This is a genomic window from Rhizobium sp. CCGE 510, assembly GCF_000292525.1.
GTDB lineage: Bacteria > Pseudomonadota > Alphaproteobacteria > Rhizobiales > Rhizobiaceae > Rhizobium.
The window spans coordinates 627,119-646,385 of sequence record NZ_AEYF01000045.1; the positions used below are offsets into that span (position 1 = coordinate 627,119).

Consider the following 19,267-nt stretch of genomic DNA (forward strand, 5'->3'; position numbering starts at 1 on the left):
AATTTTGGTTAAATTTTACTTTTCGACGCGAAGCAAAAGTTAAGCGCGAGGGTATGATCTTGCGGCGCGGGAGGGCCATCTTCGGTGGCTACCAGCCGAACTTGACCAGCTTCGCGTCGAACTTGGCGCGGCACGCTTTAATCTCTGTTTATATAAATTATCGTCCGCCGAAGCCGGAGCTGACGCTGATGCCCTTGTAGATCACCTTCTGCAGCACGATCGCCAGGATGACGCCCGGCAGCATGGAAATCGTCGCGCCGGCCATGATGTAGTTCCAGGCCGTGCCTTGCTGCGTCTGGAATAGGGTGAGGCCGAGCGGCAGCGTGGCTTTTTCGATGCCACTGGTGGCGATCAGCGGCCAGAGGAAGCTTTTCCACTGGGCGATGAAGGTAAAGAGCGACAGGAGGCCGATCGCCGGCATGGCAAGGGGAACAATGACCGTGACCAGAATGCGCAGGCGGGAGGCCCCGTCCATCATTGCAGCCTCATCGAGATCTTTGGGAATGCCGAGGATGAACTGGCGCAGCAGGAAGGTGCCCAAGGAAGAGAAGGCGACCGGCAGGATCATGCCGTGATAGGTGTTGATCCAGCCGAGTTTGCTGACGACGAGGAAGAGCGGGATCACCAGCATCACCTGCGGGATCATCAGCGTACTGAGATAGGTGAGCAGCATCCCTTCGCGACCGGGGAATTTCAGCCGGGCGAAAGCGTAGGCGGAGAGGCAGGACACCACGATCACGATCGCCGTCACCCCGCAGGCGACAATAATGGAATTCAACAGGAAGGTTCCAAACGGCAGCGAAACCAACGCCTCGACGAAGTTGCCCCATTGATACTCCTCAGGAAAGATGCGGACCGGCACAGCCATGACCTCGGCATTGGAACGCACCGCGTTCGACACCATCCAGAAGAAGGGAAAGAGGAAAAGCAGCGCGACCAGCGAAAGTCCGGCGTAGCTGGCGAACGGGCCGATGCGCCGCAACAGGCGATGCCGGTTCGCCGAAACGGAATGCGGATGCCGTGAGGTCGGGTCAGTCGTCATAATGCACCCATTTGCGCTGAATGCGGAACTGCAGGACGGTGAGCGCCATGATCATGACGAACATCACCCAGGCAAGAGCAGAGGCATAGCCCATCTGGAAGTTGGTGAAGCCCTTCTGGTAGATGGCGAAGCCGAGTGTGGCCGTCGCCGAGCCCGGGCCGCCGCGCGTCATCGCAAAGATCTCGTCGAAGACCTGCAGCGAAGTGATCGCCGTCATCACGGTGGCGAAGAAGACGGTCGGCGAGATCAGCGGCAGGCGGATTCGCCAGAAGCGCTGCCAGGCATTGGCGCCGTCGATCGTCGCCGCCTCGAGATAGTGCTTCGGCACCAGGTCGAGGGCGGCATTGAACATTACGACGTTATAACCGACGTTCGCCCAGAGCGTGACTAGGATGATCGCCTGCATGGCCCAGGTTGGGTTCAGCAGGAAATTCGGCAGGCCGAGGCCGAGGGAGCGGATGACGGCGTCAGCCAATCCGTCCGGCGTGAAGATCAGCAGCCACACTACCGATGCGGCGATCGTCGGGGTGAAAGTCGGCAGAAAGAAAATCACCCGGAAGATCGCCTTACCGCGCTTCAGGCTCGATATCCACACCGCAAGCGTCAGCGAGACGGCGATGTTCAGCGCCAGATATTCGACGGCGAAGAACAGCGTGTTGCGCAAGATGGTGTAAAACGCCGGATCGACGGTGAAGAGCTTGATGTAATTCTGAAAGCCAACGAAGGACGGCGTCGAGATCAGTTGCCAATTGGTGAAGCTCAGCGCCAGCGACGCCAGGATCGGCAGAGCCATGAAGATCATGAAGCCGAGGAAGCTCGGCAGCAGGAACAGCATGGCGGTCTGCGTCTCGGGTTTCAGAAAGCGCCGCGGCTGACCGGGCTGCAGCGGAATTTCGGCGACGGCGCTTTGCGACATGTCTTCCTCCATGCGTGGCAATCCTGCCGCGGCGAGAGCTGGCGCATGACCCGTGAATCGAAATCAATTGTCCGAACGATCATGCGCAGATCCAAAGCAACGGCGCGTCATCTCAGACGCGCGGGCACTCTATTGTTGCGCAAGGCTCTGGATGGACTCCATCGTCTGCTTGGCGTCGGCACTGCCGCCGAAAGCCGGCGGAAAATACTGATTGAACAGATTTTCCACTGCGGCCCAGTTGTTGGTGATCACGTAGGGCACGGAATGCGCCAGGGAATAGTCGATGGCCTCGCCGCCATTGGTAATGTCCTTGGCCGCCACCTTGTACCAGGAGGCTTGCGAGGCCGTGCGCGCCGGGAGCGCACGGCCCTGTTCGGCGAGATATTGCAGTGCCTCCGGACTGGTCAGTACCTGGATCGCCTTCCAGGCCGCGTCCTTGTTCTTGCTCGTCGTGGCGATACCGAAACCTGAGCCCGCCGTGACGGCGGTAAGCTCTCCCTCTCCGCGCGGAAGGGTGGTGGAGCCAATTTTGAACTTGACCTTGTCCTTCATGCCGATGATCGACCAGGGACCATCGACATACATAGCCACATTGCCCGAGTAGAACCGGCCCTGGATGACCGTGCCGGCATCGGCGCTCGACGGCACCAGCGGCGCGACCTTGTCCTTGGCGGCAAAGCCGATCACCCTGTCGGCAGCGGCAATGGCGCCTGGATTGGTGAGGTCGAGCTCGCCGGCGTCGTTGACGTATTTGTCGCCCCAGGCCGAGGCGAGAACCGAATAGTTCTGCGGCGTGATGCCGAAACCGTACTTGCCGTCCTTCGTCAGCTTCTTGGCAGCGTCGGTAAACTCGGCAAGCGTCCAGCCCGGCTTCGGCAGCGGAATGCCGACGGCTTCGAGCGCGTCCTGGTTATAATAGATGACCCAAGGACCGACGTCATAGGGAAGGCCGTAAAGCTGCTTGTCGACGGACATGCCACCGATGATCGATGGCGTAAAAGCGCCAACGTCGAACTTGTCGGCCGCGATCCGGTCATTCAGAGGCTCGAGCAGCGAAACAAAATTCGGCATACGCAGCGACTGCATCGAAACAATGTCGGCGAGTTGTCCCGATGCCGCCAGCACCGGCAACCGCGTCCAGTAATCGACCCAGCCCGTCGTCGTCAGCGTCACCTTGATATCGGGATATTTGGCGGTCACCATCTCTGCCAGGTGCTGCCAACTCTTGGTGTCGGCCTCGGAGCCGGTCCACATCTGCCAGGTCAGGTTGACCTGTTCGGCCGATGCGGCTGCAGCAAAAAGGCTGCTGCCGATTGCGGCAAGCATAAGCGTTTTCTTCAGAACCTTCATGGGTTTCTCCTCCCTCCATGACGCAATGAACACGCGAGTACGACCGAGTTCACGCCTTGAGCACGATCTCGATCACCGGGACGATAACATCAGGTCGCCGGACCGGCAGTTCGAGCATGATCATCCCTTCCGGCACCATCACGCCGATATTGGAATCCACATCCCTCGCGTGGCTGAACCAGCGCACTTCGCTGGCATCGTGCAGGAACTGCGCATAGGCGATCCTGTCGGCGAGGCCTTCGATATGAACGTGGCGGTAGGGCCAGTTGTAGACATGCAGATAAAGGCGGTTGCCGCGCTGGGTGTAGCGGCAGCCGGCCGGCACCGGCAGCTCTGATGGCCCGGCCCCATAAATGGAGCGCCCGTTGACGGCCATCCAGTTCTGGTAAACCTGCAGCGCATCGATGGCGCGCGCATCGAGCGTGCCGCGCCCGGTAGGACCGACATTCATCAGCAGGTTGCCGCCGAGAGCAACGGAATCGATCAGCAGTTGGATGATCTGTTCCGGGCTCTTCCAAGTATCCTCGTCACGGTGATAACCCCAGGAGCCGCTGAAGGTATGGCAGGCCTCCCAGAGTACGCCCTGGCTTGCGATAGCTGGCGCCACGCGCGGCGTATATTGCTCTGGGGTCGTCACATCGGGCAGCTCGCCCGGCGGCAGATCGAGACGGTTGTTGACGATGATTTCGGGCTGCAACTCGCGCACCAACTCGATCAGCCGCTCGCTCTCCCAATCGGCGCGCCCCTTGCCTAGCAGGCCGTGATATTTGCGGCCGGGATAGCTGAAATCGAACCAGATGATGTCGACGCGGCCGAACCCGGTCAGAAGCTCGCGCACCTGTTCGCGCATATAGGCGGCGTAGTTGGCGATCTTGCGGTCGGCATTCAGCGCCTCGGCGTCAGGATGGTTGCGCAAGGGATGGTGGACGTCGATCGGAAAGTCCGGGTGATGCCAGTCGAGCAGCGAATAATAGAAGCCGATCTTCAATCCCTCGGCGCGGAAGGCCTCGACCAGAGGCGTCAGCAGGTCCTTGCCGCAAGGTGTGTTGGTGGCCTTGTAGTCGGTGACCTTGCTGTCCCAGAGGCAGAAACCCTCGTGATGCTTAGTCGTGACCACCACGTATTTCATGCCGGCCAGACGCGCCCGGCGAGCCCATTCCTTGGGATCGTAGAGATCGGGATCGAAATTGTCGAAATAGCGCTGGTAGTGCTCGTCGCTCAGCTCCTCGCGGTTTTTCAGCCACTCATGGCGAGCTCCGAGCGCATAGAGGCCCCAATGGATGAACATGCCCAAACGGTCCTGGCTGAACCAAGCGTGCCTGTCCGATGCCGAATTTTCCAGCTGACGTGCCGCAATCGTCACAGGTTTCTCCTCCCTGTTTCCGGTTCGTTACACCATCGAACCGGTTCGGTAGCGCGATCATCCGCCTCGAGTTTTCGCCTGTCAAGCCGGAATCCGTCTCGTTCCAGTCTGGTTCTAAGCCTGCACCTCTGGCATTTTCCGGCAACGTGTTGCACCTGCAAATAAAATCTGGCATAAACAATTTATAGAACCGGTTCGATAAGAATGACGACCATACGAGATGTAGCGCGCCTTGCGGGGGTTTCGATCTCCACCGTCTCGCTCGCGCTCAACAGCCCGAAGCGGGTCGGCGCCGAGACGCTCGATCGCATCCAGCAGGCGATAAAATCGACCGGCTACCGTATCGATCCGGTAGCCCAGACGCTGGCGCGTGGGCGTAGTTCGCTGATCGGTTTTGTTTCGGCCAATCTCGGTAACATGTTCTTCGGAGACATCCGCCGCGAAATCGAACACCAGGCGCTCGATCACGGCTATTTCGTCCTGATCGCCGACTCCTCCGGCAGGGCCGATCTCGAACGGGCGCTGCTGGAGCGGCTGGAGGCACAGAAGATCGCCGGCATTGCTTTGGCAGCCAACGGGCGCGGCGAGGAATACGCCGTATTCTTGCGCGATTTCAAGACGCCGATCGTGATGTTCGACCAGAAGGTCGAGGGGGCGGGACGCGATTTCGTCGGCTCCGACAATCCGTTGACGACAACTATCCTGACCGAACATCTGCTGCAGCTCGGACATCGTCGCATCGGCTTCATCTCCGGTCCAAGCGGTCTGCACACCGCCGACGAACGCCTGAAAGGTTTCATGGACACGATGGCCGGCGCTGGCGCGGACATCGACCCCTCGCTCGTCGTCGAGGGCGGCTACACCAGGACCGGCGGCCATGCGCAGGCGATGCGTCTCTTAACCCGCCGCGACCGGCCGACCGCCATCATCGGCGCCAACAACATGACGGGGCTGGCTGCCCTGCAGGTGATGCAGGAAATGGGTTTTCGCTGTCCCGACGACGTGTCGCTGGCGATGGTCGACGATGTGCCCTGGAGCAACGTCATCACGCCGCGCATCACCATGGTCGTGCAGGATGCCCAAAAGCTCGGCGAACTTGCGGCACAGCGTCTGTTGGCAAGAATAGCCAGCCCCGAGGCCGCCGCCGAGCCGCCGCGGGATTTTATTCTGACGCCAAGATTCGTGCGCGGGGAGTCGACCAGGCGGCTCTGACTTCTATCACGGAGGCAACAACCGGCTTATCGCCATCGAGGCTATCGGCCCAAGCCCGTACAAACCGATGGTCGACAGTATTGCCCTCGTCAACGCTCACCAGCGCCTCCACCGTCAAGTGCCGACGCTTCTCTTTCTGCGAAAGCAACGACGTCCATCGAAACCTCCCACTCGATTTTTAGCGATCATAGCCATTAATTCCGGTCATACGCAACCACAGCTCCAGTCGACAAAACAGGTTATAGGAAAGAAGCAGTTGTGGACTTCATTGAAACATGGAGAGATTTGTCATACATGTGTGATGAATCGAAGATTTCGCATGCCGCCAATCTTGGCAGCATCCGGATCAAAGCCGATGCGGGGGTCAAGGCGTGGCTATTCATATGAAGGATCGCAGCAGAAGCTCGGGTTCGCTGGTCTCACGAGTTGGCGAAAGCCTTCGGCAAGCGATCCTCAGCGGCCAGTATTCCGCCGGCGACAAGCTTCCAAGCGAGCATGAGCTGACCGAGACGCATAGTGTCAGCCGAACCGTGGTGCGCGAGGCGGTCGCCGCACTTCGTTCCGACGGACTAGTCGAGGTGCGCCAAGGCGCAGGAATTTTCGTGATCGGCCCTGACCCGACACTATCTGGTCGGAAGGTGGACAAGGCCCGCGTCGCCTCCGACCTGGAAGTGCTGGAGATCCGGACGCCTGTCGAAATCGAGGCGGCCGGACTTGCCGCCCTGCGCCGCTCGCCGGCGCAGGAAGAAGCAATCTTCGAATGCCACCGGAAGATCCTCCAGTGCATCGAGTCGGATCAATCCATCCGCGAGGCGGATCTCGAACTCCATGTGGCGATCGCCGAGGCGACCAACAATCCACTGTTCAAGCACTTCCTTCAATCCCAGGGGTCAGCGATCATCCCGCAATCGAGGCTTGTCCCGGAAACAAGGACGGCCGAGCAGACCGCCTACCGAAAGCTGATTCACAGGGAACATGAAGCAATCATCGTTGCGATCTCCGACAGGGACGACCAGGCTGCCCGCAACGCCATGCGCGAGCACCTGGTCGGCAGTCAGACCAGGTACCGCAACCTGCTGAAGGACCTGCGGAGTTTTGCGACCTGAGTCCAACGAGAAGCTCCGCCGCACGGTGTAGGGAAGCGCGCGCAGCGCCTTTTCGGGCGTGACGCATGGATTGGACGCGCTATTTTGACCCTTCCGCGGCTGAAAGCTAGTTGAAAGCTTCGACGTCATAGGAAAGGGCAGCATCGTGGAGGAGCACGGTCAAGGTGGCCAGACAACGATGCAAGCACCAGGAGGAGATTTCCATGCGTTCTTCACGCAGCCTTTTTCAAACCGCAGCCCTTTCCACGCTTTTCGCTGCAGCATCTTTCGCCGCGAGCGCCGCAAACGCAGCCGACAAGATCACCATCATGGTCGGCGGCTATGAAAAGCAGATCTATCTGCCGGCCAAGCTTGCCGAATCGCTCGGGTACTTCAAGGACGAGGGTCTCGACGTCGAACTCCTGAACGAAGCTGCCGGCGTCGATGCCGAAAACCAGCTCCTGGCCGGCGCGGTCCAGGGCGTGGTCGGCTTCTACGACCACTGCGTGGACCTGCAGGCCAAGGGCAAATTCGTCGAATCCATCGTCCAGTTCAGCCAGGCGCCGGGTGAAGTCGAGATGGTCTCGAGCAAGCATCCTGACATCAAATCGCCGGCCGATTTCAAGGGCAAGACCCTCGGCGTCACCGGTCTCGGCTCGTCCACGAATTTCCTGACCCTCTTCATGGCATCCAAGGCCGGCTTGAAGCCCGGCGACGTCGTCACGGTTCCGGTCGGCGCCGGCGGCACCTTCATCGCTGCCATGCAACAGGATCAGATCCAGGCCGGCATGACGACCGAACCGACGATCTCGCGCTTGGTCAAAACCGGCGAAGCCAGCGTTCTCGTCGACATGCGCACGGTCGAATCGACCCGAAAGGCGCTCGGCGGCACCTATCCCGCAGCCTCGCTCTACATGGAAGCCTCCTGGGTCGACGCGCATAAGGACGAGGCCCAAAAGCTCGCCAGCGCTTTCGTCAAGACGCTGCGCTTCATCAACACGCATTCTGCCGCCGAGATCGCAGACAAGATGCCGAAGGACTTTTACGTCGGCGACAAGGACGGCTACATCAAGGCTTTGAACGACGGCAAGGGTATGTTCACCACTGATGGCGTCATGCCGGAAGACGGTCCGAAGACCGTGCTTGCCGTGCTCTCGGAGTTCTCCAAGAACGTCAAAGGCAAGCAGATCGACCTTTCCAAGACCTATACGACGGAATTCGTCAAGAACGTCAGGTAACGGGTGAAATCGCTTCCGGCTTCAGCCGGAAGCGGCCTCCGATCGATCCATGGGCATTGCGTGCACGCGCCCTCAAGGCACGCCTCAGGTATCATCATGCAACATGACAACAAGCAGATCCCGGCGATCGAGCTGATCAACGTCAGCCGGCGCTTTGTCTCGCCGACCGGAAAATCGCTCACAGCATTGCGCGATTTCAATATGACGGTTGACCGCGGAGAGTTTGTCGCCGTCGTCGGCCCTACCGGATGCGGGAAGTCGACGACGCTCAACCTCGTGACGGGCCTCGCACGCCCAAGTGCCGGCGAAGTCCGGCTGATGGGCGGGCCAATCACCGGCATTGACCCGCGTGTCGGCTTCGCATTCCAGACCGACGCGCTCTTTCCCTGGAAGAACGTCATCGACAATGTCATGGCCGGTCCACTGTTCCGCGGCAAGTCGCGCGCCGAGGCGGAAAAGAGCGCCCGCGACTGGATCGCCCGTGTCGGTCTTTCGAAATTTCTCCATCACTATCCCCACCAGCTTTCAGGCGGCATGCGCAAGCGCGTCTCGCTGGCGCAGACCTTCATCAACGAACCGGAAATCCTGCTGATGGACGAGCCGTTTTCGGCGCTCGACGTACAGACCCGCACCGTCATGCACGAAGAACTCTTGAAGCTGTGGGCGGAGCGAAAGGCCTCGGTGGTGTTCGTGACCCACGATCTCGAAGAGGCTGTCGCGCTCGCCGACAAGGTCTATGTGCTCACAGCCGGCCCGGCGACGGTCAAATCGGTCTACACGATCGATCTTCCCCGTCCGCGCGTCGTGTCGGAAATCCGCTACGAGCAGAGCTTCATCGACTATTGCAAGACGATCTGGGAGGACCTGCGCGAAGAGGTCGAGACCAGCTACCGCCGCGCAAGCGAAGCGGCCTGAGGGAGGATATCATGGCACACACCATTCTTGAGGCCGGTTCGGCCACCATGTTTCGGCCGGGTACGTCTGATACAGAAATCGAGGCGTCGGCGCTGAAGGCGATACGGCGGCGCAAATTACTGGTGCGTTTCTGGCAGATCGCCATCCTGGTCTTCGCGATCGGCATGTGGGAACTTTCATCCAGCATGCAGTGGATCGACCCGTTCTTCTATTCGAGCCCAAGTGGCGTCGTTCAGCGTCTCTACGAATGGGCAACGGAAGGCACCACCGAAGGGTCGCTCTGGTATAATCTCTGGGTGACGATGGAAGAGGCGCTGATCGGCTTCTTCGCAGGCTCGATCACCGGCGTTTTCGTCGGCATCGGCCTTGGCCGCAATCGATTCCTCTCCGACATCTTCTCGGTCTACATCAAGGCGATCAACTCAATACCGCGCGTCGTTCTCGCCCCGATTTTTATCATGATCATGGGCCTCGGCCTGCCCTCCAAGGTGGCGCTTGCCTTTATCATGGTATTCTTCGTCGTGTTTGCAAACGCCTTCCAGGGCGTGCGCGAGGCCGACCGCAATATGATTGCCAATGCCCGCATCCTCGGTGCCTCGGACTGGCAGGTGACCCGCACCGTGGTCATTCCTTCGGCGATGAGCTGGATCTTCGCCAGCCTGCACGTCTCCTTTGGCTTTGCGATCATCGGCGCAATCGTCGGTGAATTCGTCGGCGCCCGATATGGCATCGGCCAGCTGATCTCGATCGCCAAGGGCACGTTCGACGCGGCCGGCATGTTCGCCGCGATCCTCCTCGTCATGGTCGTCACGCTTATTGCGGAATACATCATGACGCTGGTCGAGAACCGTCTGGCGAAATGGAGGCCGCAACAGCACCTCGACACGCAGTAATCAGATCGATCCTCCCAGGGCAGATCGTACTGAAGGCCAGGCCCCATGCCCGGCCTTCTTTCATCGATGCAGTCAATCTTGAAAGGAACCTCGCCTCGGGTTCAGGTAAGCGGAAGCCGCACGGTGACGACAAGACCGCCGCCATCCGCATCATCGAGCGAGACTGAACCTCCCGCACCTTCGACGACCTCCCGGACGATCGCCAGACCCAGGCCGCTGCCCTCCGCTTCGGTCCCCATGATCCGGTAGAACCGTTCGAAAACCTGTTCGCGCTCCCCCTCGGGAATTCCCGGGCCGTTGTCCTCGACGGTAACGACGGCGTTGCCGTCCGCCTGCCCGACCGTGACGGTCACCCGTCCATTCGTGCAGGTATAGCGGATCGCGTTGTCTATGAGGTTGACCAGCATCTCGCGCAACATCGTCCCGTCGCCTTCGACGATGACCGGACCATCCGCTTCCAGACCGACGTCGATGTTGCGCCTCAGCGCCTCTTCGGCATGCGCCTCCAGGATCTCACGGGCTGCCTTGCTGAGGTCGGCGGCGTCGCTGCGCGGGCGCCGGCTTCCGGGCTCGGCGCGTGACAAGGTAAGGAGTTGGCTGGCCAGACGCGAAATCTGCTTCGTGCTGGTGCGGAGCGCAAATAGCGCCTCGTCGCGGCGAGCCGCATCGTCTTCGCGTGCCGCCACGCTCGCCTGGGTCGAAATCAGCGCTAGGGGCGTTCGCAGCTGATGGGCCGCATTCGATACGAACCGTCGCTGCGCGGCCATCTGGTTCTGGACGCGCTCCATATAGTCGTTAAGTGCGTGAACGAGCGGTTGCAGTTCGCTCTGCACCATCTCCGGCGGCAGCGGATCGAGACGGTTTCGACCGCGCTGTCGCACAGCGTCCCGCAGTCGCAGAGCCGGCGCCAGGCCCCGTTGAAGCCCGAGGATGGTCACCAGGCTTGCGACGAAGAGGAGCACGAACTGCTTCGAAAAGTCCGAGAGCCACAGCTGCCGTCGCATCGCGTACTGGCTGTTATGGGTCACGGCGACGGTCACGGAGATGGTGCCGTCATCGGGCAGCCCGACGACAGGATGGTCGAGCATCATGACGCGCACATCGGCGCCATGAAACGCGCGATCCTCGCCTGCGCGATGGATGGCCGGCAACGGCAAGTCGGGAACTCCGCTCACAAGACTGCCCCACGCAGTGATCACCCGATAGGACACCCGGTCGCCGAAGCCTGTATCGAACATCTCCAGCGCGGACGGCGGCACGTCCACTTGAACATTGCCGCCCTCGTCGACGCGGACGGCCTCGGCGATGACCCGGGCCGATGCCAGAAGCGTTCGATCCGTCACCAGCTTTGCCGTCGCGTCCGCCGTCCAGAAGCTGTCGTAAAGATTGAAGCCGATGGCGCCGAGCAGGGTCAGCAGCACCCAGCATAGCAGTTGCACCCTCAGGCTCCGGCTGAGCCGCGCGATCGTCGCCCCCACTTTTGTAACGAGGCTACTGGACATGTCTGAGGAGATAACCGAGACCACGCAACGTGGCGATCTGAACCGAGCTGCTCTCGAGCTTCTTTCGCAGCCTGTGAACGTAGATTTCGATGGCGCTCGGATCCGCCTCGTCGTCGAAACCGAACACGCTTTCAGAAAGCGTGGCTTTCGAGACCGTGGTGCCAAGCTTCATGACGAGCTGCTCAAGGACAGCATATTCGCGCGGCGTCAGTTGCAGCAGCTCGTCCGCGACGAAAAACTGCCGCGTCCCACCGGAAAAACGCAGGTTGCCGACGGTGATTTCCGACGATGCGCGATCCTGCCCGCGGCGCACCACAGCGCGGATTCTCGCTTCGAGCTCGGCGATTTCGAAAGGCTTGGCGAGATAATCGTCGGCGCCGCTGTCGAGTCCCGCCACACGCCCATCCAGGCTCGCATTCGCGGTCAAGATGATGACCGGCAGCTTGCTTCCCGACTGCCTCAATCGCTTCAAAAGCGTCAATCCGTCGAGCTTGGGCAGCGCAAGGTCGAGGATCATTGCCGAATACTCGGCCACCTTGAGCATATGCTCGGCGTCCTCGCCGTCATGAGCGATATCGATAGCATATTGCGCCTGTCGCAGGGCTTTCCCCAGCCAGGCCGCCAGATCCTTGTTGTCCTCCACCACAAGCAGTCGCATCCGACCTCCTTAGCATGGGCACATGCTCTGACGGAAGCGACGCGGTTTCCCCTGAGCCCCTATCGGCCGTGCTCTGCCTCACCCTTGATAGCAACGGCTGCGACGTCCCGGTCTCCGGCGCCCGGCGCCTCCGTTCCCCAGATTTCGATCTGCGTCAGCGCCGGATAGGGCGAGCCGTCCTCCGCCTTGATCAGGCCGTGCATCTCGACCCATTCGACGATGCATGGCTCGATGGAAAAACCTTGCGCGGCGCCGGATTTCACCAGCGGAAAAGAAGAGGTTCTGCCGTTCGAGAAGGTGACGCTGGCTTTCTCCCACCAGGAATCATGCGGGAAGTCGGCCCGGAGGTAGAAGACGATCTCGTCGATCCGGACGGGCCTGCCGAATTCCACCGTCAGCGCGGCTTCAGGATCGCGATTGATGCCCCAGCTGGTGTAAGGCCAAAAGCCATGATCGTCGTTGGCCTTTTCGCCGTCGATCGCGTTACGCGCCGCAAAGACCGCTTCGCCTCGGGTTTCGACGTTGGCGCGCGCATGCGGAAAAAGTGCCCGATTGGCGTGATCGTCCCAGGGATTCAGGGCGAGATTGCGCCGCGGGGCGATTTCGTCGGGCCGGGCGCTTTTTGCTGAAAGCCGATGGATATCTCCCTTAAAGGCATTCGGCGAATAGGACTTTCGCTTGTCGCCGAAGGGCACGGCGAGGCAATAGTCGCTCTCCCTGATATAGACGAGGCCGGGGTGGATCGCGCTGTCCAACGCCAGGAAGACATGCCCGGGCTCTGAAGCTTCCACGACGACACAGTCGCCATCGCGATAGGTCTGGCGAAAGACCAAAAACGTCTCGTCCTGCCCTGTGGCGCTTGCCAGCACGAAGCCATCGGCGTCCGTGATCTTTAGCGTCAATTCCATGCTCGCCCTCTCCAGAACATGATGCCGAAAAGTATGAGCGGTTTTCGGACGACATCATGCTCTAACTGTTTAATTTCGAACAGGATTTGGATTTCAGGCCGACCCGGCCTAAAACCGTCCTCTTCTAGACAATGCGCAATCTCAGGAGCCTGCCGGCAAACGGCAGGCGCAGCCGGTAGATTTTTTCGGGCCAAGCCGATCTCAGCCTGATGTCATCAACTTCGATCTCATCGATTTCGATCGGCCCAGTGCCGTCGGCGAAAATGCTACCGAGATCGGCGAGATCGATCCTGTCCGAGATGACGGTCGGTGCTAGGCATGTCATCAGCGACAGGACGGCCGCCCTGCCGCCGTCATAGGTGTCGACGATCTCCACATGGCGGCCGCGCAACAGGGAAACGAAGCGATGGTAGCTGTGCAGCTGCGCTTCGGCCGGATAGGCGCCAGATATATCGAGAGAGATGCGTGCGCTCACTTCGTCAAACCCGACCTCGACGTCGCGCGCGCCAAACGCTTCGCCGGCGGACTGCATGACGCCTGCGAAGGTCGGCAGATTGTGGAAAGCCGACTGCATCGTCCATATTTCATAGCGCCGCGCCGAAAAGGTCTTTGCGGTATAGGTCTCGACACCGACATCGATGAGCAACGGCCGGCCGTTCTTATAGAGCGTCACGCTTCCGACATCGTTGTGATTGTGGCCCTCACCGTTGTTGCCGCCCTTGACGGCAAGCGCAAACTGCTCGTCTCGAGCGATGAACAGACCGATGCCGGGGTAGAAAATATCGCGCGCGGATGCCGGCTCCAGTTCGGCAGCCGGGATCGTATGACCGACCAGCAGTTCCTGTACGCGATACCAGAGGTTCCATTCCCCGGGCAGGTGCGGTTTGTCGGCCGCTGCCCGGTCGGCTGCTGCGAACTCGGACAGCATCGGCGAGCCGACCGCCTGTCCGAACAGGCGTTCCCGCGCGCTGCAGGGTTCGACCACCGCGGAAGAATCGGCAAAGTTGAAATAGTAGCGGCCGGCAACATGCATGTTGGCGATATATTCGGCCATGTTGCGGATCTTCGGCTGCTGCCAGAACCTGGCAAACAGGCCCGGCGCCACCGAATCGAGGATGTTCAACGCACCATGGAGGCAGAGTGCTGCGTGGCGGTAGTAGACGACGCCCTCCTCGCAGGCGCCGTCCGCGGCATAGTCCTTCAGGAAAGCATCAAGACTGCCGAGCGCCTTTCTGACAACGGCATGGCGCGTAGCCTGATCTGTCTTCAGCGAAAAGACGGTCAAGAGGACGTTCTGGGTGATCCATGCCGTCCAGTTGTTCATCTGCTCATCGCCGCGGCCCATCCACCAGAAATGCCGGCCGAGATAAGGCGCAAGGATGCGGGCCTCGATCTCGCGTTCCACCCGTGCCGCAATCTCGGGGCTGATGCCGTCGAGTTCATCGCCGAGTAATGCGACGGCGGTGGCAAGCAGGGCGGCCGTTTCGGCGGCGAAGAGATCGACGACGGGCTGCGAACTGTCGGGCAGCGGCAAACGCGCACCGCTGCGTTCATAGGCATTATGCGCCGGAAGCTGCCAGCCGCTTTCCTCGGCGATCAGGAAGATGCCGTCAACGATCTTCGGCAGGAACCGGGCTGCGCCTTGGGTGAGTTCGCCGAGTACCAGATTGTTGAGCATCCGGCGCCGTGTGAAATAGAGCTCCTCGAAGCGCGAACGGTTACCCGTCGCGGTGAACTCCCGGTAATCCGACGCGGTGATAACAGGCCAGGCCCGCGCCAAAGTCTCTTCGGCCTCCCGAACGACCAGTTCGCGTGTCGCCTGGGGCACGGAATTCCATCTGGCGCGATCGGAGCAGATCGCCCCGGGCGTGAAATCGCCCAGCACATCCGGCAGCTCTCCTGAAATTGGGCTGAACATGTCTCTCCCCGTACCGGAAAAGCACCAACGGGCGTTTGCTTTCCTACTCACCTATCATATGTATTTTTCCATTTCCACAACATTCATATGACATGTCCAGAACTTGTTTGACCAATGTGGGATATGTGCTATGCCGGTGCGAGAGGAAGAGGAGGCATCTGTGTCCCTATCGAATTCGGTCATCATAGTGGATGGCGCTCCGGCAGCCTCCGGCCGAAAGGTCACGGTCCTGTCCAAGCGCCAGCGCAGGATACGCAACGCGCTTGTCGCCTACTCCTTTATTGCGCCGAATTTCCTCGGCTTCGCCATCTTCACGCTCGGCCCGATCCTGTTCGCCTTCGCGCTCGCCTTCATGCATTGGGACGGCTCGAACGCGATCACATTCGCGGGCCTCGACAATTTCTGGCGGCTGTTCGAGGACAAGGCCTTCATCTCGGCGTTCTGGAACACGGTTATCTACACGGTCGCCTCCGTGCCGGCGACGCTCGTCTGCGCGCTCGGCCTCGCCGTCCTCCTCAACCAGAAGATCGTCGGGCGCGATTTCTTCCGCACGGCGATGTTCTTCCCTTATGTCGCCTCGCTGGTCGCCGTTGCCGTCGTCTGGAACATGATCTTCAATCCCGAGATGGGACCGGTGAACATGGTCCTCTACACGCTCGGCCTCGACCCGAAGAACATGCCGGGATGGGCGGCCGATCGCCACTGGGCGATGGTGACGGTAATCCTCTTCGGCATCTGGAAGAACATGGGTTACTACATGGTCATCTATCTGGCCGGCCTGCAGGGCATCAATGCCGAACTCTATGAGGCCGCCGATCTCGATGGCGCCAATTCCTGGCAGAAATTCATCCATGTCACGGTGCCGCAGCTCGGCCCGACGACCTTCTTCGTCACCGTCATGCTGACCATCCAGTCCTTCAAGGTATTCGATCAGATCTACATGATCACCCAGGGCGGACCCGGCACCTCGACGCTGGTCCTCGTCTACCACATCTACAACGAGGCCTTCATTTCCTGGGATCTCGGCTATTCCAGCATGGTTTCGCTGGTGCTGTTCTTCCTCGTTCTCGCTGTCACCGTCTTCCAATTCCGGCGCCAGAGGGAGGACGAGGCATGAGGATCGCCGGACGCAGGGTGACCGTCGGGACGATCGCGATTTATGCCATCGTCATCGCCGTCACGCTGATCATGCTGATGCCCTTCGCCTGGATGATTTCGGCATCGCTGAAGCTCAGCCGCGACGTGTTCGCTTTCCCGATCGAGTGGATACCGTCCGTGCCGCAGTGGCAAAACTACGTCGATATCTGGACGAAGATCCCGCTCGCCCTCTTCATCTACAACACCTCGAAGCTGACGATCATCGTCACGCTGCTGCAGCTCCTGACCTCCAGCTTTGCGGCCTACGCCTTCGCCAAGCTGAATTTCCCCTATAAGAACACGCTGTTCCTCGGCTACATCGCCACCATCGCCATGCCCTGGCAGGTCTATATGGTGCCGCAATTCCTGCTGATGCGCGAATTCGGCCTCAACAACACCCATCTGGCGCTGATCTGCCTGCAGGCCTTCACCGCCTTCGGCGTCTTCCTGATGCGGCAGTTCTACATGTCGATCCCGACCGAACTTTGCGAAGCGGCTCGCATCGACGGCATGAACGAGTACCAGATCTGGGCGCGCATCATGCTGCCGCTGTCGAAGCCCGCGCTCTCGACCCTGACGATCTTCACCTTCGTCACCACCTGGAACGACTTTCTCGGCCCGATGATTTATCTGACCAAGACCGAGCTGAAAACGGTCCAGATCGGCCTGCGCATGTTCATCTCGCAGTATTCGGCTGAGTACGGGCTGATTATGGCGGCCTCCGTCGTCGCGCTCGTCCCGGTTCTCGTTGTCTTCCTTGCTCTTCAGCGCTTCTTCGTCGAGGGCATCGCCTCGACCGGGTTGAAGGGTTAAGCCATGAACGCCGTTTCCTCAGTCGCGCCGCAGCCGATCACCGACGAGGAGGTGAAAGCCGCGCTCGATCTCGCCGTCGATCAGGTCCGGCGCAACCTTCCCGATTTCACCCATGCCGCGCAGAACCATTCGAGCGTCAACAATTTCTATCCCGCCGTCGCCAACGACCAATGGACCGCAGGCTTCTGGCCGGGAGAGCTGTGGCTCGCCTTCGAGCACAGCGGCGAGGCGGTGTTCCGGGATGCCGCGCGGATCCAGGTCCAATCGTTCCTGCATCGGATCGTCAACCGCATCGAGACCGACCATCACGACATGGGCTTTCTCTATTCGCCCTCCTGCATCGCTGCCTGGAAGCTCGTCGGAGACGAGGATGGCCGCCAAGCCGCGATCCTCGCCGCCGACCAGTTGATCGAGCGTTTTCAGCCGATCGGTCAGTTCATCCAGGCCTGGGGCCGCAAGGGTAAAGCAGAAGAATATCGCTATATCATCGATTGCCTTTTGAACCTGCCGCTTCTCTATTGGGCAAGCCGCGAGACTGGCGATCCGAAATACCGCGAGATCGCGCTTATCCACGCCCGCACCACCCTCGCCAATTCGGTGCGGCCAGACGATTCCACCTATCACACCTTTTACATGGACCCGGTCACCGGAGCGCCAGTGCGCGGTGCCACCAAACAGGGGTACCGGGACGACAGCGCCTGGGCGCGCGGACAGGCCTGGGGAATTTCAGGCATGGCGCTCTCCTATCGCTATGAGCGCATCGAGGAATATCGCCAGACCTTCGACCGGCTGCTCGCCTTCTATCTCGACCGTCTTCCGGCCGACATGGTGCCCTATTGGGATCTCGTCTTTTCTGACGCAGACGGCGAGCCGCGCGACAGCTCGTCGGCGTCGATCACCGCCTGCGGCCTTCTTGAAATGGCCGATCTCGTCGAAGCCGAAGCCGCCGAGCGTTATCGCACTCTGGCGCGGCGGATGATGAAGAGCCTGGCCGACCACTATGCGGTCAAGGATCCCACGGTCTCCAACGGCCTGGTTCTGCACGCCACCTATTCGAAGAAATCGCCGTTCAACACCTGCCGCGGCGAGGGCGTCGATGAATGCGTCTCCTGGGGAGATTATTATTACATGGAAGCTTTGACACGCCTCTCGCGTCGCTGGTCTTCCTATTGGTGAATTCAGGAGGAACCGATGGCCAGCATTTCGCTTAACGCGCTGAACAAATCCTACGGCGCGCTCACCGTCGTCCACGATATCGACCTGGAGATCGCCGACAAGGAATTCATCATTCTGGTCGGCCCCTCCGGCTGCGGAAAGTCGACGACGCTCAGGATGATCGCCGGCCTCGAGGAGATCTCGGGAGGAGAATTGAAGATCGGCGGCGACCTCATGAACGACGTCCCCTCCAAGGATCGGGATATCGCCATGGTCTTCCAGAACTATGCGCTCTATCCGCATATGACCGTCTACAAGAACATGGCCTTCGGCCTGCAGCTCAGAAGGGTATCGCGCGACTTCATCGATATCAAAGTGCAGGACGCCGCCAAGATCCTCGACATCAGCCATCTGCTGAACCGCAAGCCGAAGGCGCTTTCGGGCGGACAGCGCCAGCGCGTGGCGCTCGGCCGCGCCATGGTGCGCAATCCGGCCGTCTTCCTTCTCGACGAGCCGCTTTCCAATCTCGACGCCAAGCTGCGCGGCACGATGCGCTCTGAAATCACCAAGCTGCACAAGCGGCTCAACGCTACCTTCATCTACGTCACCCACGACCAAGTGGAAGCCATGACCATGGCCGACCGGATCGTCGTCATGAAAGACGGACACATCCAGCAGGTCGACACGCCGCAGAACCTCTACGACCGTCCCGTCAACATGTTCGTCGCCGGCTTCATCGGCGCGCCGCAGATGAACATGCTGCCATCGACCATCCAGCGCCAGGGCGACGGCTATATCGCCGTCTTCGATGGCCGGGAACTGCCGCTGCCTGATCATTTCGACAAGGGCAGGATCGCACCCTATGAGGGACGCGAGCTGGTGCTCGGCATCCGGCCTGAGAATTTTCACGAACTGCCGCCGGCCGACATCTCCGCCGAGAACCTGGCGCCGCTGGATGCGGTCGTGGAACTTGCCGAACCGATGGGCTCGGAAGTGCACCTGAACATGGTAGCGGGCGGCCGCAATCTCATCGCCCGGGTCTCGCCGCGTTTCCGTCCGGCGATCGGCGAGACGGCAAGGCTCGTCGCCGACATGAGCAATGCGCAGCTGTTCGACAAGGAAACGGAACGCTCGATTCTTTACTGAGGCGCCTGCGGGAGAG

Annotated in this window: 17 protein-coding genes; 9 read left to right on the forward strand and 8 right to left on the reverse strand. The window is 60.4% G+C overall.

What is annotated here, in order from left to right:
- Positions 1 to 157: 157 nt before the first annotated feature.
- The 4 genes from RCCGE510_RS26960 to RCCGE510_RS26975 all read right to left on the reverse strand — a co-directional run bounded on the left by RCCGE510_RS26960 (position 158) and on the right by RCCGE510_RS26975 (position 4,671).
- Complete coding sequence (locus RCCGE510_RS26960; protein WP_007635375.1) at positions 158 to 1,042, reverse strand: carbohydrate ABC transporter permease; 885 nt, start codon at positions 1,040 to 1,042, stop codon at positions 158 to 160.
- Complete coding sequence (locus RCCGE510_RS26965; RefSeq protein ID WP_037079796.1) at positions 1,032 to 1,958, reverse strand: sugar ABC transporter permease; 927 nt, start codon at positions 1,956 to 1,958, stop codon at positions 1,032 to 1,034. Before RCCGE510_RS26965 ends, RCCGE510_RS26960 begins: the two co-directional genes overlap by 11 nt.
- A gap of 129 nt (positions 1,959 to 2,087) precedes the next feature.
- Positions 2,088 to 3,308, reverse strand: a complete 1,221-nt coding sequence (locus RCCGE510_RS26970; RefSeq protein ID WP_007635381.1) for a sugar ABC transporter substrate-binding protein — start codon at positions 3,306 to 3,308, stop codon at positions 2,088 to 2,090.
- 49 nt (positions 3,309 to 3,357) lie between these two features.
- Positions 3,358 to 4,671 carry an alpha-L-fucosidase gene (locus RCCGE510_RS26975; RefSeq protein ID WP_007635382.1) on the reverse strand — a complete coding sequence of 438 codons (1,314 nt, stop codon included), beginning with the start codon at positions 4,669 to 4,671 and terminating at the stop codon, positions 3,358 to 3,360.
- Positions 4,672 to 4,875: 204 nt separating this feature from the next.
- On the opposite strand from RCCGE510_RS26975, the gene RCCGE510_RS26980 reads away from it, so the two are divergent.
- From RCCGE510_RS26980 to RCCGE510_RS27000, 5 genes are all read left to right on the forward strand, one after another.
- Entirely contained in the window at positions 4,876 to 5,883 is a 1,008-nt protein-coding gene (locus tag RCCGE510_RS26980) for a LacI family DNA-binding transcriptional regulator (RefSeq protein ID WP_007635383.1), read from the forward strand.
- Positions 5,884 to 6,254: 371 nt separating this feature from the next.
- Positions 6,255 to 6,989, forward strand: coding sequence for a FadR/GntR family transcriptional regulator (locus RCCGE510_RS26985; protein ID WP_240539686.1), 735 nt, complete (start codon positions 6,255 to 6,257; stop codon positions 6,987 to 6,989).
- A 203-nt stretch (positions 6,990 to 7,192) separates the two neighbouring features.
- The gene (locus RCCGE510_RS26990; protein ID WP_007635391.1) at positions 7,193 to 8,206 is read left to right on the forward strand and encodes an ABC transporter substrate-binding protein; all 1,014 of its coding nucleotides are present in this window, start codon (positions 7,193 to 7,195) and stop codon (positions 8,204 to 8,206) included.
- A 96-nt stretch (positions 8,207 to 8,302) separates the two neighbouring features.
- A complete protein-coding gene (locus RCCGE510_RS26995) occupies positions 8,303 to 9,121 on the forward strand; it encodes an ABC transporter ATP-binding protein (RefSeq protein ID WP_007635392.1) in 819 nt (272 codons plus the stop codon).
- Between the two features lie 11 nt (positions 9,122 to 9,132).
- Positions 9,133 to 10,014 carry an ABC transporter permease gene (locus tag RCCGE510_RS27000; protein ID WP_007635393.1) on the forward strand — a complete coding sequence of 294 codons (882 nt, stop codon included), beginning with the start codon at positions 9,133 to 9,135 and terminating at the stop codon, positions 10,012 to 10,014.
- A 101-nt stretch (positions 10,015 to 10,115) separates the two neighbouring features.
- On the opposite strand, the gene RCCGE510_RS27005 is transcribed toward RCCGE510_RS27000, so the two are convergent.
- From RCCGE510_RS27005 to RCCGE510_RS27020, 4 genes are all read right to left on the reverse strand, one after another.
- The gene (locus RCCGE510_RS27005) at positions 10,116 to 11,516 is read right to left on the reverse strand and encodes a sensor histidine kinase (protein WP_037079799.1); all 1,401 of its coding nucleotides are present in this window, start codon (positions 11,514 to 11,516) and stop codon (positions 10,116 to 10,118) included.
- A complete protein-coding gene (locus RCCGE510_RS27010) occupies positions 11,506 to 12,174 on the reverse strand; it encodes a response regulator (RefSeq protein ID WP_007635395.1) in 669 nt (222 codons plus the stop codon). Before RCCGE510_RS27010 ends, RCCGE510_RS27005 begins: the two co-directional genes overlap by 11 nt.
- Before the next feature lie 59 nt (positions 12,175 to 12,233).
- Positions 12,234 to 13,082, reverse strand: a complete 849-nt coding sequence (locus RCCGE510_RS27015) for a hypothetical protein (RefSeq protein ID WP_007635398.1) — start codon at positions 13,080 to 13,082, stop codon at positions 12,234 to 12,236.
- Positions 13,083 to 13,206: 124 nt separating this feature from the next.
- Entirely contained in the window at positions 13,207 to 15,000 is a 1,794-nt protein-coding gene (locus RCCGE510_RS27020; RefSeq protein WP_007635400.1) for a heparinase II/III family protein, read from the reverse strand.
- A gap of 130 nt (positions 15,001 to 15,130) precedes the next feature.
- Here RCCGE510_RS27020 and RCCGE510_RS27025 point away from each other — a divergent pair, with 130 nt between their 5' ends.
- Genes RCCGE510_RS27025 through ugpC form a run of 4 tightly spaced genes read left to right on the forward strand, consistent with a single transcriptional unit; the run spans position 15,131 to position 19,251 of the window.
- Complete coding sequence (locus RCCGE510_RS27025) at positions 15,131 to 16,117, forward strand: sugar ABC transporter permease (protein ID WP_007635402.1); 987 nt, start codon at positions 15,131 to 15,133, stop codon at positions 16,115 to 16,117.
- The gene (locus RCCGE510_RS27030) at positions 16,114 to 16,950 is read left to right on the forward strand and encodes a carbohydrate ABC transporter permease (RefSeq protein WP_007635412.1); all 837 of its coding nucleotides are present in this window, start codon (positions 16,114 to 16,116) and stop codon (positions 16,948 to 16,950) included. The genes RCCGE510_RS27025 and RCCGE510_RS27030 overlap by 4 nt, the downstream gene beginning before the upstream one ends.
- A gap of 3 nt (positions 16,951 to 16,953) precedes the next feature.
- The gene (locus RCCGE510_RS27035; protein ID WP_007635414.1) at positions 16,954 to 18,126 is read left to right on the forward strand and encodes a glycoside hydrolase family 88 protein; all 1,173 of its coding nucleotides are present in this window, start codon (positions 16,954 to 16,956) and stop codon (positions 18,124 to 18,126) included.
- Positions 18,127 to 18,141: 15 nt separating this feature from the next.
- Positions 18,142 to 19,251 (forward strand): sn-glycerol-3-phosphate ABC transporter ATP-binding protein UgpC, encoded by a 1,110-nt coding sequence (gene ugpC / locus RCCGE510_RS27040; RefSeq protein ID WP_007635416.1) that lies wholly within the window; start codon positions 18,142 to 18,144, stop codon positions 19,249 to 19,251.
- The last annotated feature ends 16 nt before the right edge of the window (positions 19,252 to 19,267 follow it).

What these genes read in the sequence shown, in the direction of transcription:
- RCCGE510_RS26960 (WP_007635375.1), bottom strand. Translation starts at nt 1,042, where the DNA reads ATGACGACTGACCCGACCTCACGGCATCCGCATTCCGTTTCGGCGAAC.
- RCCGE510_RS26965 (WP_037079796.1), bottom strand. Translation starts at nt 1,958, where the DNA reads ATGTCGCAAAGCGCCGTCGCCGAAATTCCGCTGCAGCCCGGTCAGCCG.
- RCCGE510_RS26970 (WP_007635381.1), bottom strand. Translation starts at nt 3,308, where the DNA reads ATGAAGGTTCTGAAGAAAACGCTTATGCTTGCCGCAATCGGCAGCAGC.
- RCCGE510_RS26980 (WP_007635383.1), top strand. Translation starts at nt 4,876, where the DNA reads ATGACGACCATACGAGATGTAGCGCGCCTTGCGGGGGTTTCGATCTCC.
- RCCGE510_RS26990 (WP_007635391.1), top strand. Translation starts at nt 7,193, where the DNA reads ATGCGTTCTTCACGCAGCCTTTTTCAAACCGCAGCCCTTTCCACGCTT.
- RCCGE510_RS26995 (WP_007635392.1), top strand. Translation starts at nt 8,303, where the DNA reads ATGCAACATGACAACAAGCAGATCCCGGCGATCGAGCTGATCAACGTC.
- RCCGE510_RS27000 (WP_007635393.1), top strand. Translation starts at nt 9,133, where the DNA reads ATGGCACACACCATTCTTGAGGCCGGTTCGGCCACCATGTTTCGGCCG.
- RCCGE510_RS27005 (WP_037079799.1), bottom strand. Translation starts at nt 11,516, where the DNA reads ATGTCCAGTAGCCTCGTTACAAAAGTGGGGGCGACGATCGCGCGGCTC.
- RCCGE510_RS27010 (WP_007635395.1), bottom strand. Translation starts at nt 12,174, where the DNA reads ATGCGACTGCTTGTGGTGGAGGACAACAAGGATCTGGCGGCCTGGCTG.
- RCCGE510_RS27015 (WP_007635398.1), bottom strand. Translation starts at nt 13,082, where the DNA reads ATGGAATTGACGCTAAAGATCACGGACGCCGATGGCTTCGTGCTGGCA.
- RCCGE510_RS27020 (WP_007635400.1), bottom strand. Translation starts at nt 15,000, where the DNA reads ATGTTCAGCCCAATTTCAGGAGAGCTGCCGGATGTGCTGGGCGATTTC.
- RCCGE510_RS27025 (WP_007635402.1), top strand. Translation starts at nt 15,131, where the DNA reads ATGCCGGTGCGAGAGGAAGAGGAGGCATCTGTGTCCCTATCGAATTCG.
- RCCGE510_RS27030 (WP_007635412.1), top strand. Translation starts at nt 16,114, where the DNA reads ATGAGGATCGCCGGACGCAGGGTGACCGTCGGGACGATCGCGATTTAT.
- RCCGE510_RS27035 (WP_007635414.1), top strand. Translation starts at nt 16,954, where the DNA reads ATGAACGCCGTTTCCTCAGTCGCGCCGCAGCCGATCACCGACGAGGAG.
- ugpC (WP_007635416.1), top strand. Translation starts at nt 18,142, where the DNA reads ATGGCCAGCATTTCGCTTAACGCGCTGAACAAATCCTACGGCGCGCTC.